This window comes from Halorubrum sp. ARQ200 (assembly GCF_005435115.1).
GTDB classification, from domain to species: domain Archaea; phylum Halobacteriota; class Halobacteria; order Halobacteriales; family Haloferacaceae; genus Halorubrum; species Halorubrum tropicale.
The window spans coordinates 50,848-65,220 of the sequence record NZ_SGTZ01000002.1 but is presented as its reverse complement, the minus strand read 5'-3'; the positions used below and the strand labels follow the sequence as shown (position 1 = coordinate 65,220).

At 71.6% G+C, this 14,373-nt stretch carries 14 protein-coding genes and 2 pseudogenes; 11 read left to right on the top strand and 5 right to left on the bottom strand.

What is annotated here, in order from left to right; genetic code table 11:
• Positions 1 to 99 precede the first annotated feature (99 nt).
• Positions 100 to 1,986: a DEAD/DEAH box helicase gene (locus tag EXE50_RS03540; RefSeq protein ID WP_137704387.1), complete on the top strand. Its 1,887-nt coding sequence runs from the start codon at positions 100 to 102 to the stop codon at positions 1,984 to 1,986.
• A gap of 52 nt (positions 1,987 to 2,038) precedes the next feature.
• Here the strand turns inward: EXE50_RS03540 and EXE50_RS03535 are convergent, their stop codons facing one another.
• Together EXE50_RS03535 and EXE50_RS03530 are read right to left on the bottom strand one after the other, a co-directional pair.
• Complete coding sequence (locus EXE50_RS03535; protein WP_121600632.1) at positions 2,039 to 2,593, bottom strand: adenylate kinase; 555 nt, start codon at positions 2,591 to 2,593, stop codon at positions 2,039 to 2,041.
• A complete protein-coding gene (locus tag EXE50_RS03530; RefSeq protein WP_053772621.1) occupies positions 2,593 to 2,877 on the bottom strand; it encodes a DUF5789 family protein in 285 nt (94 codons plus the stop codon). Before EXE50_RS03530 ends, EXE50_RS03535 begins: the two co-directional genes overlap by 1 nt.
• Positions 2,878 to 3,037: 160 nt before the next feature.
• Here EXE50_RS03530 and EXE50_RS03525 point away from each other — a divergent pair, with 160 nt between their 5' ends.
• The 5 genes from EXE50_RS03525 to EXE50_RS03505 all read left to right on the top strand — a co-directional run bounded on the left by EXE50_RS03525 (position 3,038) and on the right by EXE50_RS03505 (position 8,168).
• Positions 3,038 to 4,768, top strand: a complete 1,731-nt coding sequence (locus EXE50_RS03525) for a thiamine pyrophosphate-binding protein (RefSeq protein ID WP_137704386.1) — start codon at positions 3,038 to 3,040, stop codon at positions 4,766 to 4,768.
• A 72-nt stretch (positions 4,769 to 4,840) separates the two neighbouring features.
• Complete coding sequence (locus EXE50_RS03520; RefSeq protein ID WP_137704385.1) at positions 4,841 to 5,374, top strand: hypothetical protein; 534 nt, start codon at positions 4,841 to 4,843, stop codon at positions 5,372 to 5,374.
• A gap of 110 nt (positions 5,375 to 5,484) precedes the next feature.
• Positions 5,485 to 6,549: a Gfo/Idh/MocA family protein gene (locus tag EXE50_RS03515; protein WP_137704384.1), complete on the top strand. Its 1,065-nt coding sequence runs from the start codon at positions 5,485 to 5,487 to the stop codon at positions 6,547 to 6,549.
• 90 nt (positions 6,550 to 6,639) lie between these two features.
• Positions 6,640 to 7,842, top strand: a complete 1,203-nt coding sequence (locus EXE50_RS03510; protein WP_053772617.1) for a DUF418 domain-containing protein — start codon at positions 6,640 to 6,642, stop codon at positions 7,840 to 7,842.
• Between the two features lie 98 nt (positions 7,843 to 7,940).
• Positions 7,941 to 8,168 carry a hypothetical protein gene (locus EXE50_RS03505; RefSeq protein WP_053772616.1) on the top strand — a complete coding sequence of 76 codons (228 nt, stop codon included), beginning with the start codon at positions 7,941 to 7,943 and terminating at the stop codon, positions 8,166 to 8,168.
• Positions 8,169 to 8,196: 28 nt separating this feature from the next.
• Here the strand turns inward: EXE50_RS03505 and EXE50_RS03500 are convergent, their stop codons facing one another.
• Together EXE50_RS03500 and EXE50_RS03495 are read right to left on the bottom strand one after the other, a co-directional pair.
• On the bottom strand, positions 8,197 to 9,822 hold the full coding sequence (locus EXE50_RS03500; protein ID WP_137704383.1) for an MATE family efflux transporter: 1,626 nt from the start codon (positions 9,820 to 9,822) through the stop codon (positions 8,197 to 8,199).
• Positions 9,823 to 9,865: 43 nt separating this feature from the next.
• A complete protein-coding gene (locus EXE50_RS03495) occupies positions 9,866 to 10,936 on the bottom strand; it encodes a mechanosensitive ion channel family protein (RefSeq protein WP_137704382.1) in 1,071 nt (356 codons plus the stop codon).
• Positions 10,937 to 11,019: 83 nt separating this feature from the next.
• Between EXE50_RS03495 and EXE50_RS03490 the strand changes: the two are divergent.
• From EXE50_RS03490 to EXE50_RS03480, 3 genes and pseudogenes are all read left to right on the top strand, one after another.
• A pseudogene (locus EXE50_RS03490) lies at positions 11,020 to 11,199 on the top strand (proteasome assembly chaperone family protein); the annotation flags it as partial.
• A gap of 98 nt (positions 11,200 to 11,297) precedes the next feature.
• Positions 11,298 to 12,350, top strand: coding sequence for an HTH-type sugar sensing transcriptional regulator TrmB (gene trmB / locus EXE50_RS03485; RefSeq protein WP_053772613.1), 1,053 nt, complete (start codon positions 11,298 to 11,300; stop codon positions 12,348 to 12,350).
• A gap of 58 nt (positions 12,351 to 12,408) precedes the next feature.
• Positions 12,409 to 12,762 (top strand): hypothetical protein, encoded by a 354-nt coding sequence (locus EXE50_RS03480; protein ID WP_053772612.1) that lies wholly within the window; start codon positions 12,409 to 12,411, stop codon positions 12,760 to 12,762.
• Positions 12,763 to 12,783: 21 nt separating this feature from the next.
• Here EXE50_RS03480 and EXE50_RS03475 read toward each other — a convergent pair whose 3' ends face one another.
• Complete coding sequence (locus EXE50_RS03475) at positions 12,784 to 13,425, bottom strand: RNase H family protein (RefSeq protein ID WP_137704535.1); 642 nt, start codon at positions 13,423 to 13,425, stop codon at positions 12,784 to 12,786.
• A 36-nt stretch (positions 13,426 to 13,461) separates the two neighbouring features.
• On the opposite strand from EXE50_RS03475, the pseudogene EXE50_RS03470 reads away from it, so the two are divergent.
• Both EXE50_RS03470 and EXE50_RS03465 read left to right on the top strand, forming a co-directional pair.
• Positions 13,462 to 13,761: pseudogene (locus EXE50_RS03470) on the top strand (aldo/keto reductase); the annotation flags it as partial.
• A gap of 147 nt (positions 13,762 to 13,908) precedes the next feature.
• Positions 13,909 to 14,373 (top strand): universal stress protein, encoded by a 465-nt coding sequence (locus EXE50_RS03465; protein ID WP_053772610.1) that lies wholly within the window; start codon positions 13,909 to 13,911, stop codon positions 14,371 to 14,373.

Here is a 14,373-nt window from a genome sequence, read left to right as displayed (position 1 = left end):
TCGAAGCTCTCGTATATGCCTTGTGTCGAGCGCCGTCGCCGCTCGGACCGCCTGCCCGGTGACGCTACCCCTTTCCGCCTCGCGGTCGAAGCGACGGTGATGACCGACGACACCGGCGACGGCCCCGCCGGCGACGATGCCGCCGAATCCGACGACGACATCTCACTCGACCGCTTTCACGAGGCGCTCGAAGCCGAGGAGCGGCCGGTCACGACCGCGAGCGAGGTCGCGCGCAGACTCGGAACCTCGCAGGCCGCGGCCCGAGACGCGCTCGCCGCGCTCGTCGACCGCGGCGACGTGGACCGGCTCGACGTCGAGGCCGACCCCGTGGTGTTCTACCCCCGCGACTGGGGGGCGTTGGCGAGCCGCGAGCGCGTCGTGGTCTTCCCGAAGCGCCGCGAGATCGTCGTCGACCGACCTACCCAGTACACCCGCGCGCGGCTCTCGCAGTTCGCGAACCTCGTCGACACCACCGGCACCGAGCCGGGGACCCGCGGTTACCTCTATCGGATCCGGCAGGAGGACGTGTGGGCCGCGCCGTTCGACGACGACGACGGGCTCGTCGGCGCGCTCCGCTCGGTGCTGCCCCGCCGGTACGACCACCTCGAAGACTGGGTGCGCGACCAGTGGCGGCGCGCGCACCGGTTCCGGCTGTACACCCACGAGGACGATTACGTCGTCCTCGAAGCCGCCTCGGAGAACCTGATGGGGAACGTCGCCGACCAGCACCTCGACGACGACCACCTCCGCGCGCCCATCTCGGACACGGAGGCGTGGGTCAACGAGGCGGCGGTCGCGGCGGTCAAGCGCGCGCTCTACGACGCCGGCTACCCCGTCGAGGACGACCGCGACTTAGAGACGGGCGACCCCGTCGAGATCGAACTCACGACCGACCTCCGCGACTACCAGGCCACGTGGGTGGAGACGTTCCTCGACCGCAAGTCCGGGGTGTACGTCGGCCCGCCGGGCTCCGGCAAGACCGTCGCCGCGATCGCGACGATCGCCGCGGTCGGGGGCGAGACGCTCATCTTGGTCCCCTCCCGCGAACTCGCCGAGCAGTGGCGCGAGGAGCTGCTCGACCACTCGACGGTCGACCAGGCGGACATCGGGCTGTATCACGGCGGGACGAAGGACATCAGCCCCGTCACGATCGCGACCTACCAGATCGCGGGGATGGACCGCCACCGGAGCCTCTTCGACTCCCGCGAGTGGGGGCTGATCTGCTTCGACGAGGCACACCACGTCAGCGCCCCCGTCTACTCCCGGACCGCCGAGCTCCAGAGCAAGCACCGGCTCGGGCTCTCGGCGACGCCCGTCAGCGAGACCGGCAGCGAGGAGGAGATATACACCCTGATCGGTCAGCCCATCGGCGCGGACTGGGACGCGCTGTTCGAGGCCGGCTTCGTCCAAGAGCCCGAGGTCGAGATCCGGTACGTCCCGTGGCGCGAGGAGATGGCCCGCAACGAGTACGCGGCCGCGGACGGGCGGGAGCGCAGACGGCTCGCGGCCGAGAACCCCGCCAAGGTCGAGGAGATCCGCTACCTGCTCGCCGCGCACCGCGACAAGAAGGCGCTCGTCTTCGTCGAGTACCTCGACCACGGGGAGGCGATCGCCGACGCGCTCGGCGTCCCGTTCGTCAGCGGCGAAACGCCGCACCGCGAGCGCGCGGAGCTGTTCCGCCGGTTCCGCGCGACGGACGACACCGACGAGGACGCCGACGGCGACCTCGACGTGCTCGCCGTCTCCCGCGTCGGTGACGAGGGGATCGACCTCCCGAACGCGGAACTCGCGGTCGTCGCGAGCGGGCTCGGTGGCTCCCGGCGACAGGGCTCGCAGCGCGCCGGCCGGACGATGCGCCCCACCGGCTCCGCGCTCGTCTACGTCCTCGCGACGCGCGGGTCGAGCGAGGAGGAGTTCGCCCAGCGGCAGATGCGCCACCTCGGCCGGAAGGGCGTCCGCGTCCGCGAGACGAACGTCGCGGAGTGACCGGAGGCGCGGTCCCTTTCGCCGGGGGTCCGGGGAGACCCGAGTCGGCCCGTCAGAGCGAGTCCGCCAGGCTCTCGGCCGCCGCTCCGATCGCTCCCTCGTTCTCGACGAACCGCACGGGCGCGTTCTGGTCCCTCGCGTACTGGAGCGCCGCGGAGCGGTTGAGGTCCTGCTCGAAGTCGATCTGCCGTTCGGTGACCCCGTCGAGGTCGCGGTCGCTCTCCCGCCGCCGTTCGAGGATCGTCGACGGCTCCGCCTCCACGAGGACGAACGCGTCCGGCGAGACGTCTTCGAGCACTTCGACCGGGAGCCCCTGGACGTAGCCGGTCTGCGTTTCGACCGCGAGGTGCGTCGAGAGGATCACGTTCGTCGTCGCCGCCTCCTCGGCGACGAACTCGCCGGCGCGACGCTGGAGGCGACGCGTCTCCGTCTGCGAGAGCGTGCCGAGCTGGGCCCGCTCGGTCGTGATGCCCATTGCCGCCGCCTGTTCGAGCATCACGTCGCCGAAGTTGATCAGCTTGTACCCGTCGCCGAGTCCGCGTCGAACCGCCTGACAGACGCTGGAGAGGCCGACGCCGTTGACTCCCGACACGAGCGTGACGGACATCAGAAGCTCACCTCGTTCTCCTCGTCGCCCGGCATCCCGCCGCGGTCGTCGTAGTACCGACGGCCGATGAACTGGGCGCCGACGAGCATCATCAGCGTGTCGTAGAGGTCGTCCGCCGAGTCGAACGTCTCGACGTCCGATCGGTCGACGACCGCCCGGATCGTCGTTGACTCCCCGTCCGGCGGCGACAGCGTCGTGTCACCGACCGTCTCCAGTACCTCACTCCGGGGCGCCGGAAACTCTAACTTCCTCGCGAACAGGTCCCGCGTCTCTGGTAAGCGCATTCATACCATATGACAACGCACGTGAGGATAAGTGTGTATGTACCGCGGGGCGTCGTCGCGTCCCTCGGGGGTTCCCTTCGCGTCATCGCCGACGCCCCGGACCCGACCACATACCGTCGCCGGGCGAAGATTTCAACACGCACTCCGGCGACTTCGCGACATGGACGCTGACGAGCCCTCGCCCGCGGCGGATCCGACCGCGCCCGACGACCCGCCCCCGACCGTCGCCGAGGCGGTCGTCGACGCCATGCTCGACCGCGGCGTCGACACCGTCTTCGGTATCCCCGGCAAGCAGACGCTCCCGCTGAACCGGGCGCTCGCCGACCGCGACGCGCGGTTCGTCGTCGCCCGCCACGAGACGGCCGTCCCGCATCAGGCGTGGGGGTACGCCGAGACGAGCGAGCCGGGCGCGATGGCGGCCACCTGCGTCGTCCCCGGTCCGGGAGACACCAACGCGATGAACGGGCTGAAGAACGCCCTCAACGACTGCGTCCCGCTGCTCCACCTCGCCGTGGAGACCGAGCGGTCGGTCCGCGGCGGCGACGGCATCCACGAGACGCCGCCGGAGACGTACGACACAGTCGTCAAGGAGAACGTCCTCGTCGACTCGCCGGCGGGCGCGGTCCCCGCGGTCGTCGAGGCGATCCGCACCGCGCGCGAACACCCGCAGGGGCCGGTCCGCGTCGGGATCCCGAAGGACGTGCTCGCGAGCCGCACGCCGCAGCCGGCCGTCGGCGACCGCGACCCCTCGCCGCCGCCGACCGCGCCCCCGGACGCGGTGCGAGACGCCGCGGACCGCTTGGCCGACGCGGCGACGCCGGTCGTCCTCGTGGGCGGCGGCGTCAGGCGATCGGGCGCGAGCGAGGCGCTCCGGTCGGTCGCCGAGACCCTGGACGCTCCCGTGGTGACGACGTACAAAGGGAAGGGGACGCTGCCCGAGACCCACCCGCTGTCGGCCGGCGTCCTCTGTGGCGGCGCGAGCGCGGACCTCCGCGACCTGCTCGCGGGCGCGGACGTCGGCCTCGTCGTCGGCTCCGACCTCGACGCGGTCGCGACCGCCTCGTGGTCCGTCTCGATGCCGGAGACGCTGATCCACGTCACGCTCGACGGCGACGACGTGGGGTTCGGCTACGACGCCGACCTCGGCGTCGTCGCCGACGCCGACCGCTTCCTGCGCGACCTCGACGGCGCGCTCGACGGAGAGCCCCCGGCGAGCCGCGAGCGCGCCGGCGCCGCGCGCGCCGAGGCCGTCCGCGCGGCCGACCGCGATCGGTTCGCCGCGCTCTCGGAGGACCGCGGTTCCGACGATCCGCTCCGCTCCGTCGAGGTGCTCTCCGCGGTGCGCGACGCGGTCCCCGAGGACGCCGTCGTCACGGCCGACGCGGGCGGGTTCCGGCTGTGGACGCTCGTCTCGTTCCCCGCCGCGGGGCCGCGGTCGTACGTCAACCCCGGCTCGTGGGCGACGATGGGGACCGGGCTCCCCTCGGCGATGGGGGCCAAGCTGGCGAACCCGGAGCGCGACGTCGTCGCGCTCACCGGCGACGGCGGGCTCATGATGTGCGTCCACGAGCTCCACACGCTGGCGAGCGAGGGGATCGACGTCACCGTCGTCGCGCTCAACAACGACGACTACGCGATCATCAGCGAGGAGGCGGAGCGCTCGTACGACTTCTCGGCCGGGAGCTACGGCTGGGCGGAGACCGGCCTCGACCTCGTCGCGGTCGCGTCCGGGATGGGGCTGCCCGCGGAGCGCGTCCGCGAGCGCGACGCGGTCGGCGACGCCGTCAAGCGCGCCCGGATCCGGGAGGGACCGGCGTTCGTGGAGGTCGTCACCGACCCGGGCGAACCGCAGGCGAGCGAGTGGATGACCGGCCCTCGCCCCGGCGAGTAGCCGCTCCGTTTCACGGCGAGCGTTTCCGAGATCTGAAGCGAACTATATCTGGGTCTGCTCCCGACTGCGCGTATGCGTAACCCGTGGGTCCACGACGACGTGCCGGACGACGCTGGCGGCGGATACGACGGTCCCGTCCGCCTGCTGGCGCTGCTCGTGTGGGGGTCGCTGGCCCTCCTCGTCGGCGGGTTCGTCCTCCTCTCCGGGGCCGGCGTCGTCGACCTCGCGGACGGCGGCTCGCTGGGCGAACTCGTCACGGGTGTCGTCGCCGCGCTCGCCCTCGGGCTGGCGCTCCCGGTCCTGTTGAAGTTGCTCGCGGTCTCGCGGGCGCTCGCGCTCCTCGGGTTCCTCGGGACCACCGCGGTCGTCGGCCGGTTCGTGATCGCCCGCGAACCGGAGCAGTTCCGGGCCCTGCTCGACGCGCGCGACGGTCTGGTCGAGAGCGCCGATTCGCTCGGCGGCCTCTTCGACGTCGTCGACTCGATGTCGCCCGCGGCGGTCGACGCCGTGACGACCGCACTCGGAATCACGCCATCGGTGACCGACGCCGCGACGGCGCTCGTCGACGCCGCGGTGACCGCTCTCGTCGCGGTCCCGACGGCGTGACCGCGGCTCTCGCGGACCCCCTGTGACCGGGACTCGATCGACCGACTCCCCGAGTCCCACCGCGTTCACCCGGACGTGAGTCTTAACAACACCCGTCGTGAATTCCGCCCATGACGCATCCGAACGACATCGCCGTCGGCATCGTCGGCCTCGGCGGCATCGGATCCCACCACGCGACGAAGCTGGTCGAGCGCGGCGCGAATCTGGTCGGCGGCATGGACATCGACGGCGACGCCCGCGCGCGGTTCCACGAGGAGTTCGGCCGCCCCGCGTACGAGGACGAGGCGGCCCTCTACGAGGAGTGCGACGCCGTGTTGGTCACCACGCCGAACCGCTTCCACGAGGAGTACGCCACCTCGGCGCTGGGAGCCGGCCTCGACGTGCTCTTGGAGAAGCCGCTGGCGCACACGGTAGCGAGCGCCGAGCGCATCGCCGACGCCGCCCGCGACGCCGAGGGGTTCTGTATGGTCGGGTTCAACAACCGGTTCGCGGAGCCGGTCCGGGTGATCAAACACTACCAGGACGAGGGGCGGTTCGGGGAGACCACGCACGTCGAGGCGAACTACGTGCGGCGGCGCGGCGTCCCCGGGCGCGGGTCGTGGTTCACCTCCGCCGACGTCGCCGGCGGCGGCGCGCTCATCGACATCGGCGTCCACGCGGTCGACCTCGCGCTCTACTTCCTCGATCACCCCGAGGTCGTCGAGGTGTCGGGCGAGACGCGCTCGGAGTTCGGCGGCCGCGACGACTACGCGTACGTCCACATGTGGGGCGACGACGCCGGGCCGGAGGGGTTCGACGTCGACGACTCGGCCTCGGCGTTCATCCGCGCGGCCGACGGCTCCACGGTGTCGCTGGAGGTCGCGTGGGCGACGAACCGCCCGGCGACCGACGAGTTCGTCGTCCGGGGCACCGAGGCGGGAGCGACGTTCGACCGCGGCAGCGACGACCTCACCGTCCACGAGGCGGGCGTCGGCGGCGGCCACCACCTCACGGACGCGAGCGTGGAGACGCGCGAGGGGGACGCTCACGCGGCCGAGCAGGCGACGTTCCTCGAAGCGGTCGCGGCGGGCGAGGCGCCCGCGATCAACACCGTCGAGGAGGGGCTCCGCGTCCAGCGCGTCATCGACGCCATCTACCGGTCCTCGGAGGCCGGCGCGGCGGTCCGACTGGACTGACCGCGCCCCGCCCGAACCGGTCGGCCGGCGGGCGACGGCATCCGCGATGGGAACCTATTCGGTGTTGGGGACCGTTCCCGGCGACAACTCGTGACCAGCGACCCCGGCCCGACGCCGCCCTCCGAACGGATCACCAGCCTCGACGCCCTCAGGGGGTTCGCGCTGCTCGGCATCCTCGTCATCAACATCCGCGTGTTCTCGATGCCGGAGCAGACCCTGCTGAACCCCAACGTGTACGGCGACTTCACCGGGATCGACTACTGGGCGTGGTTCGTCGGCCACGTGTTCGCGCAGTCGAAGTTCATCACGGTCTTCTCGGCGCTGTTCGGCGCCGGCGTCCTCCTGTTCATCGAGAGCAAAGCGGAGAAGGGCCAAGACGCCGTCCGCCTCCACCTCCGCCGGACCGCGGTGCTGATCGCGATCGGACTCCTCCACGCGTACCTGCTCTGGTACGGCGACATCCTCGTCACGTACGGGCTGACCGGGATCTTCCTCCTCTTCGTCCGCGACCTCGACGCGCGCCGGCTCGCCGGCCTCGCGGGGATCTTCCTTCTCTTCGTCCCCGCGATCGAACTGTTCGCGGCGGTGTCGATCGGCGGGGAGGCGATCGCCGGCCAGTGGATGCCCTCGGAGGCCGCGATACGGCAGCAGGTGGCCGCCTACCGCGGCGGGTGGATCGACCAGATGAGCCACCGCGTCGACTCCTCGCTCCAGCGACAGACGAGCGGGTTCATCGGGTCGAGCTTCTGGCGGGTCGGTGGCGTGATGCTGCTCGGGATGGCGCTGTACAAGCGGGGCGTGCTGACCGCCGAGCGCTCGACCGCGTTCTACCGGCGGCTCGTCGCGGGCGGCGTCGTCGGCGTCGCGATCGTCGTCGCGGGCGTCGCCTACGTCGAGGCGAACGACTGGAGCGCGGGCGCCGCGCTGTACTGGCGGCAGTTCAACTACGTCGGGAGCCTCCTCGTCGCCGGCGGCTACGTCGGCCTCGTCACGCTGTTCGTCCGGCGGCGCGGCGAGGGGCTCGTGACCCGCGCGCTCGCCGCGGTCGGCCGGACCGCGTTCACGAACTACCTGCTCCAGACGGTGATCGCGACGACGATATTCTACGGCCACGGCCTCGGGCTGTTCGGCTCTGTCAGCCGCGTCGAGGCGATGGGGATCGTCGTCGCCATCTGGGCGGTTCAGGTGCCGCTCTCGGTGCTCTGGCTGCGCCACTTCCGGTTCGGCCCGGTCGAGTGGGTGTGGCGGACGCTCACTTACGGAGAAGCGCAGCCGATGCGCCTCGAAGGCTGACCGGCGCCGCGCCCCCTCGGCGCCCCTAGCCAAGCGCGCGTTCTCCGAACTGAGACTCGCGAGGACACGTTGAACACCCGCCCGCCGAACCTCCCTCCATGACCGGCTTCGACGTCCACGACCACCGCCACGAACTGAAACAGCTCCGCGACTCAGGCCGGACGAGCCTCTGGGAGAACAGGGAAGCGATGGCGTGTCCCGTGTGCGACGACGTCTTCTCGCGGCTCTTCGTCACGCGGCAGGCGGGGACCACGTTCCCCGAGAACGACGGCGCGCGGTTCTGTCTGCTCCGCGACGACGACGCCGTCTACCTGTTCAGGCACTGAGCGCACGGGGGATCGGGTCCCGGCGTGGTCAGTCGTCGCCGACGGGGTCGACGCCGGGGTCCGGATCGTCGATGTAGCGGTCGGTCCACGTCCCCCGCGAGAACCACGCGACGCCGACCGCCGCGCCGAGAACGTTCCCGAGCGCCATCCCGACCCACACGCCGGTCTCGCCCCAGTCGGCCACGAACACGAGGTACGCCACGCTCGCGACCCGGCCGACCCAGAGGGTGACGATGGAGATGACCATCGCGGTCTTCGTGTTGCCCGCGCCGCGGAACGCGCCTAAGATTACCTGCGAGACGCCGATGAAGGCGAACTCGACCGACCGGATCCGAACGTAGTCGACCGCGTGGCCGATGGTCGCCGGCGCGTCCGGCACGTCGCCGAGGAACGCCCCGACGATCGGTTCGGTGAACGCCACGGCGACGACGGCGACGAGGAACATCACGCCCGCGCCCGTCGTGGCGGCGAACTTCACCGCCCTGCCGGCGCGGTCGGCGCGGTCCGCGCCGAGGTTCTGCCCGACCATCGTGTCGATGGCGCGCCCGAGCCCCATCGCGGGCAGGAAGACGAGCGAGATGAGGCGGTTGCCGAGACCGTAGGCGGCGACCACCGGCGGCGAGAACGTGACGATCATCGCGGTCAGCGTGATCATCGCGAGGGCGCTCGTCGTCTGCTCGACGCTGGACGGGAGGCCGAGCCGGAAGATGTCCCGGATGAAGTCGAGGTCGGGCGCGAGGTGGCTGACGGTCACGTTCGGGCCGTAGCCGGTCCCGAACAGGATCCACATTCCGATGGCGGTCGCGACGCCCCGCGAGAGGATGGTCGCGAGGGCGGCGCCCTGGATCCCGAACCCGGTGATCCCGGTCGCCGAGAGCAGGCTCGCCTCGAGCGCGACCGGGTCGAGGGCGGCGACGCCCGGCACCGCGGCCAGCCACTGGAACAGCGGATTCCCGTCGAACCCGAAGATGAAGAACGGGTCCAGCAGGACGTTCAACAGGACGGAGGCGAACATGACCGCCATCGGCGTCCGCGTGTCGCCGTAGCCGCGCATCAGCGCCGAGAAGACGAAGAACCCGAACATCAGGGGAATCCCGGCGAATATCACCTCCATGTAGTCGGCCGCGAGCGGGATCACGGTGGCGGCCGTGTCGGCGTCGCTCGGGAGGATCTCCAGGGCCGGTCGGGTGTAGAAGTACCCGCCGATGCCGATGAGCACGGACAGCACCGAGACGGTGAAGATGGTCTGTCCGGCCACGAGGCCGGCGGACCCGTCGCCGTCGGCGCCAGTGTACTGCGCGACGAGGATCGCGCCCGCGGTCGTGAAGCCGCCGGCGACCGCGATCAGCAGGAAGATGAGCGGGAACGCGAGGCTGATCGCGCCGACGGCCTCCGCGGAGAGCCGGCCGAGGTAGAGGGTGTCGACGATGTTGTACGTGACCTGTAGCAGCTGGATGACGACGATCGGCCACGCCAGTCGGAACAGCGGGCGGAGGAGGCTCCCCTCGGTGATCGACTCGTCGTCGAGGGGACCGTCGTCGTCGGGACCGCTCGACGGCCCGGCGACGACGTCGTCCGGCCGGTCGCCGGAGGGATCGTCGGGCGAACCGTCGGCGGAGGAGCCGTCGGAGTCGGCAGCGGGCTCGTCGCTCACTGCCGTAACACGCCGGGGGCGCTCTATCAGGCTTCCGATTCGGTTACCCGGCCCCGCCGCCGCTCACGTCGCCGCGGTCGGGCTCGGAGTCGACGCCGCCCCGGGCGGCGCCGTCGCCGGCGGCGTCCGAGCCCGGGCCGTCGCCGACCTCCGACGCATCTGCCGCCGGCGCGTCGGGGTCGACGGCCCTCGGCGCCTCGCTCCCGGCGTCGACGCGGGCGACGCCCGACGTGTCGTCGAAGACGAGGTGCCGGTGCGGGTACGCCATCTCCACGTCCGCGTCGGCGAGGCGCTCGCGGATCAGGGTGTTCACGTCCGATTGGACCTTCGCGAGCTTGTACGGCTTCTTCACCCAGTACCGCAGCCGGAGGAGGATCCCGTCGTCCGCGAACTCGTGGAGCCGACAGTCCGGGCCCGCCATGTACCGGGCCACGCCGATCCGGATGTCGGGGCCGCCGTCGATGACGGCGTCGCAGTCGCGCGCCGCCATCTCGATCAGCCGCCGCGCCTCCGGGATGTCGCTCTCGTAGGTGACCAGCACGTCGATAGACCGGCGCGTCCGCTCGTCTTCGGCCGAGAGGTTCGTCACGTCGCGTTCGCGCATCGTCCCGTTCGGCACGACGAGGAAGGTGTTGTCGACGGTGAAGATCTTCGTGTACCGGATGGTAATGTCCTCGACGAACCCGGCGGTCCCGTCCTCCAACTCGATCATGTCGCCGATCTCGAACGGCTGGTCGGCGAGGACGAACACGCCGTTGATGAAGTTCCCGACAAGCGGCGCGAGGATGATACCGATGACGGCCGAGAACACCGCCGTCCCGAGGAGGAGGTCGGCGAACTGGAACCCGGCGGCGCCCAGTCCCACGAGCAGTGCGGCCCCGATCGTTCCCGCCCGGACGCCGCGGACGATCGTCTGTGCGACGCTCTGGCGGGACACCCGCTGCGCCACGGGGCGACCGATCAGCCGGACCAGGAAGTTTGCGAGGACGACGCCCACCGCGACGGAGGCGACCACGGTGAGGAGCCCCGCTCCTGGCAGCTCGGCGAGCCGAGAGCCGAGACTGGCGAGCCGGGAGACGACCCCGACAATCGGCGTCACCTCCGGGAAGACCATGATGACTCGCGGACGGCCATCCGAAAAAGCGTTTCTCCCTGCGGACGCCCCGGGCGGAGAGCGCGAGCGCGGCGCCCCCGAGCGCGCTGAACGTCAGCGCCGCGGTGCCGCTCGTCGACACGGCGAACGCGACCTACGACCTCGGCGTGGACGCGACCCACTTAGAGGCGTTCGCGGAGGAGATCCGGCGGCGCTACGAGGACCTCGCCGAGCGGATCGAAGAGCGGGAGCCGGAGGGGAGCGACGACCGGATGTATCTGTGACCGGTCGGTCGTCGCGGGGGTGGAGGAGCGAACTCTGAAAACGCGTACAACTCGACTCATAGTAAAAAGCTATAATCCCCGCCCCCCTTCGTCGGACTATGACAGACGATCTCCGGGACACCCTCGACCGCGTCGGGGACCGGTTCAACCTCGGCGAGTACGAGATCGACGCGTACCTCGCGGTGTTGGAACACGGGGAACTGACGGCGAGCGACATCGCCGACCGGACCGACATCCCGCAGCCGCGGGTGTACGACACGGTCCGGAGCCTCTCGGACCGCGGGCTCGTCGAGCTCCGCGAGTCCCGACCGATGAAAATCGTGGCCGTCGACCCCGACGACGCGTTCGGCGAGCTCCGCTCGTCGTTCACGGAGATGGTCGACGAACTCGAGGCCCGCTACACCGCGCCGACCAGGGAGACCGAGGCGGTGTCGCTCGTGAAGTCGCGCTCGACGATCCTCCGGTACATCGAGGAGGTGATCGAGAACGCGGAGTACGAGCTCGCGGTGTCGCTCACGCCCGGCCTCCTCCGGCGGTTCCGCGACGAGCTCGCCGCGAAGGTCGCGGCGGGCGTCAGCGTCGAACTGCTCGTCACGCCCGCGTCGAACGCGCCGGACCCGGCGGAGTTCGACTACCTCGAGGTCGCGACCATCGCGCGCGCCCGCCGCGGGATCACCACGCCGGTCCTCGCGGTCGGCGACGGCGAGTACTCCGTGTACGCCACGCAAGACGCGCTGCGCGACGACCGCGAGCGCTACGGCGTCATCTTCAACCGCTCCGCGCTCGGCTTCCTCGTCTCGGGCTTCTTCGGCACCGTCCTGTGGACGACCGCCGAGACGCTGGCCACCGACGGCGCGGAGCGGCCCTTCCCGCGCCGCTACGCCTCGATCCGCCGCGCCGTGAAGGACGTGCGGGAGTTCGACGGCGAGGAGTTCTACGCCACGGTCGAGGGGCGCGACATCGAGACCGGCGAGGAGGTGACGGTGCGCGGGAAGGTGGTCGACGTCGCGTTCGTCGACACCGAGGAGGTCGCCTCGCTCGTCGTCGAGACCGACGAGGGGCGCGTCGAGATCGGCGGCCGCGTCGCCGCCTTGGAGGACGTCGAGGGCCAGGAGATCGTGATCGGGCGCGGCGAGCCGCCGGCGCTGTGAGGCGGACTTCGGTCGCCGCGCGGTCGCCGTTCAAGTGCGTGCGGTCCGAAGCGTCCCCGTGACCGACGACGCGTCCCTCGACGACGACCGGGCGGTACCGACCGTGTCCTGCGAGCGGTGCGGCCGCGAGTGGGACCTCGACCGCGAGATCGACGGCCTCGACCCCGGCGGCCACGCGGTCGAGCAGTTCGCGATCGACCACGAGCGCCACACCGGCCACTACCCGGACGACGTGACCCCGTGGATCGCTCGGTGCGAGCGCTGTCCGGACGGCGAGCGCTTCCTGGCGGAGCGGCCCGCCCGGCGCTGGGCGCGGACCCACGCGCGACACGCGAACCACCCGGTCCGGCTCGAAGCGCCGAGGGGCGACGACGACCTCGTCGCCCCTGACGGCGACCGAGACGGGGCGTGAGGGGCTGACCGCCGGCTCCGGTCACGGGCCGAGCGCCGCGATGTCGGCGCCGACCGCGGCCCGCGCGTCCGCCGGGTTGGGGTCGCTGTCGGCCAGGTGCGTCCACTCGCAGGCGGACAGCGCCGCGATCCGCTCTTGGATCGCCGTCCTGTACGGCGCGGCCGACGCGACGCCGTCACCTGTCCCCCAGACGTCGTCGATGACGGTCCGCGAGTCGATCCGGACCTCGACGGCCGCCGGGTCGCAGCGCGCGGCCAGCGCCTCCAGTCCCATGTGGAGCGCGGCGTACTCCGCGGCGTTGTTCCCGACCCGGCCGACCGGTCGCCCCAGCCGGACCGCCGGTTCGCGGTCGGCTCGCAACACGGCGCCCGCCCCCGCCGGCCCCCGGTTCCCGCGGGCGCTCCCGTCGACGTAGAGGACCACGCTGCCGTCGTCGTCGCCCCACGAGCCCTCCCGCTCGCCCGGCGGGTCCGCGGCGAGTACCGCCTCGACGGCGGTCCGGATCTCGCCGTCGCCGGTCCCCGGGTCGAACAGGCCGCCGTAGCCGGACACGGCCGCGTCGATCGCGTCGATGGCGGGGCCGATCTCGTACCCGTACCGCGCCAGGACCTCGTCGACGCGACTCGCGAGCGGCGAGAGCCCCTCCGTGGGGAGTCGGTCCATCACTCCTCCGTCGTCCGGCGCGCTCCCTGTCGGTCCATCACCAACGGGTTCGACCGACGAGACAAAAAGGCGCGGGCGCCCCGGCAGCGCGGCCGCGAGCGGGACGGCTTCGTCCATGCCGCGCGTGGCCGCCGTAGGGAGTACGCGACGCTCGGCGGGTCCGGAACGAAGGCGAGTCGGATCGGCATCGGGACGAACACCTTCGGCGGCGACGCGGACCGGCACCTCTCGGACGAGGAGGCGCAGGTGGTCGTCGACACCGCGATCGACCACGGGATCGCCTTCATCGACACCGCAAACGCCTACGACGCCGGCGAGCGCGAGCGCGTGCCCGGCGAGGCGCTCGACGTCGACCCCGCCGACCCGGACCTCGACTGGCCGGCCGAGCCGTACGAGCCGGTGCCGGTCGACGGCCCGAGCCGACGCGCTCGCGCGGCCGCCACATCGACAGCGTATTTACGTCCCGAGCGCGACCGGTCTGACATGACGCTCGTCGTGGTCCCCGTCCGGTTCCCTCCCTCGTCGCATTCGGCGGCGACGCTGCGAGAGGCGACCCGCGTCGCCGAGGAGCGCGACGCGGACCTCACGGTCCTCCACGTCGACCTCTACCAGCGCTCCGGCGGGGTCTCGCGCAGCGACCTCAAGCGCGCCGTCGAGGAGCGAATCGGTCGGGTCGACCGCGCGCGCTACGTCGTCCGCCGCGGCTTCCTCGTCGAGGAGACGATCCTCGAAGAGGTCGTGGCCGAGGGCGCCGACGTGGTCGTCATCGGGTCGAAGCAGGCCGGCCGGTGGCGGCGGATGGTCCAGAAGCTGCTCTCCGACCCCGACATCGACTCCTTCCTCCGGGGCGAGCTCGACTGTACCGTGATCACCGTCGACGCGGACGGCGGGATCACGACCAACGAGGTCGACGACGAGGGCCCGCCCCTGCCGGAGGACGACGACTGA

Bases quoted from the DNA above. Each gene is read 5' to 3' on its own strand.
- EXE50_RS03505 (WP_053772616.1), top strand. From the start codon at position 7,941: ATGACCGGCTTCGACGTCCACGACCACCGCCACGAACTGAAACAGCTC.
- EXE50_RS03520 (WP_137704385.1), top strand. From the start codon at position 4,841: ATGCGTAACCCGTGGGTCCACGACGACGTGCCGGACGACGCTGGCGGC.
- EXE50_RS03515 (WP_137704384.1), top strand. From the start codon at position 5,485: ATGACGCATCCGAACGACATCGCCGTCGGCATCGTCGGCCTCGGCGGC.
- trmB (WP_053772613.1), top strand. From the start codon at position 11,298: ATGACAGACGATCTCCGGGACACCCTCGACCGCGTCGGGGACCGGTTC.
- EXE50_RS03530 (WP_053772621.1), bottom strand. From the start codon at position 2,877: ATGCGCTTACCAGAGACGCGGGACCTGTTCGCGAGGAAGTTAGAGTTT.
- EXE50_RS03535 (WP_121600632.1), bottom strand. From the start codon at position 2,593: ATGTCCGTCACGCTCGTGTCGGGAGTCAACGGCGTCGGCCTCTCCAGC.
- EXE50_RS03465 (WP_053772610.1), top strand. From the start codon at position 13,909: ATGACGCTCGTCGTGGTCCCCGTCCGGTTCCCTCCCTCGTCGCATTCG.
- EXE50_RS03495 (WP_137704382.1), bottom strand. From the start codon at position 10,936: ATGGTCTTCCCGGAGGTGACGCCGATTGTCGGGGTCGTCTCCCGGCTC.
- EXE50_RS03540 (WP_137704387.1), top strand. From the start codon at position 100: ATGACCGACGACACCGGCGACGGCCCCGCCGGCGACGATGCCGCCGAA.
- EXE50_RS03475 (WP_137704535.1), bottom strand. From the start codon at position 13,425: ATGGACCGACTCCCCACGGAGGGGCTCTCGCCGCTCGCGAGTCGCGTC.
- EXE50_RS03525 (WP_137704386.1), top strand. From the start codon at position 3,038: ATGGACGCTGACGAGCCCTCGCCCGCGGCGGATCCGACCGCGCCCGAC.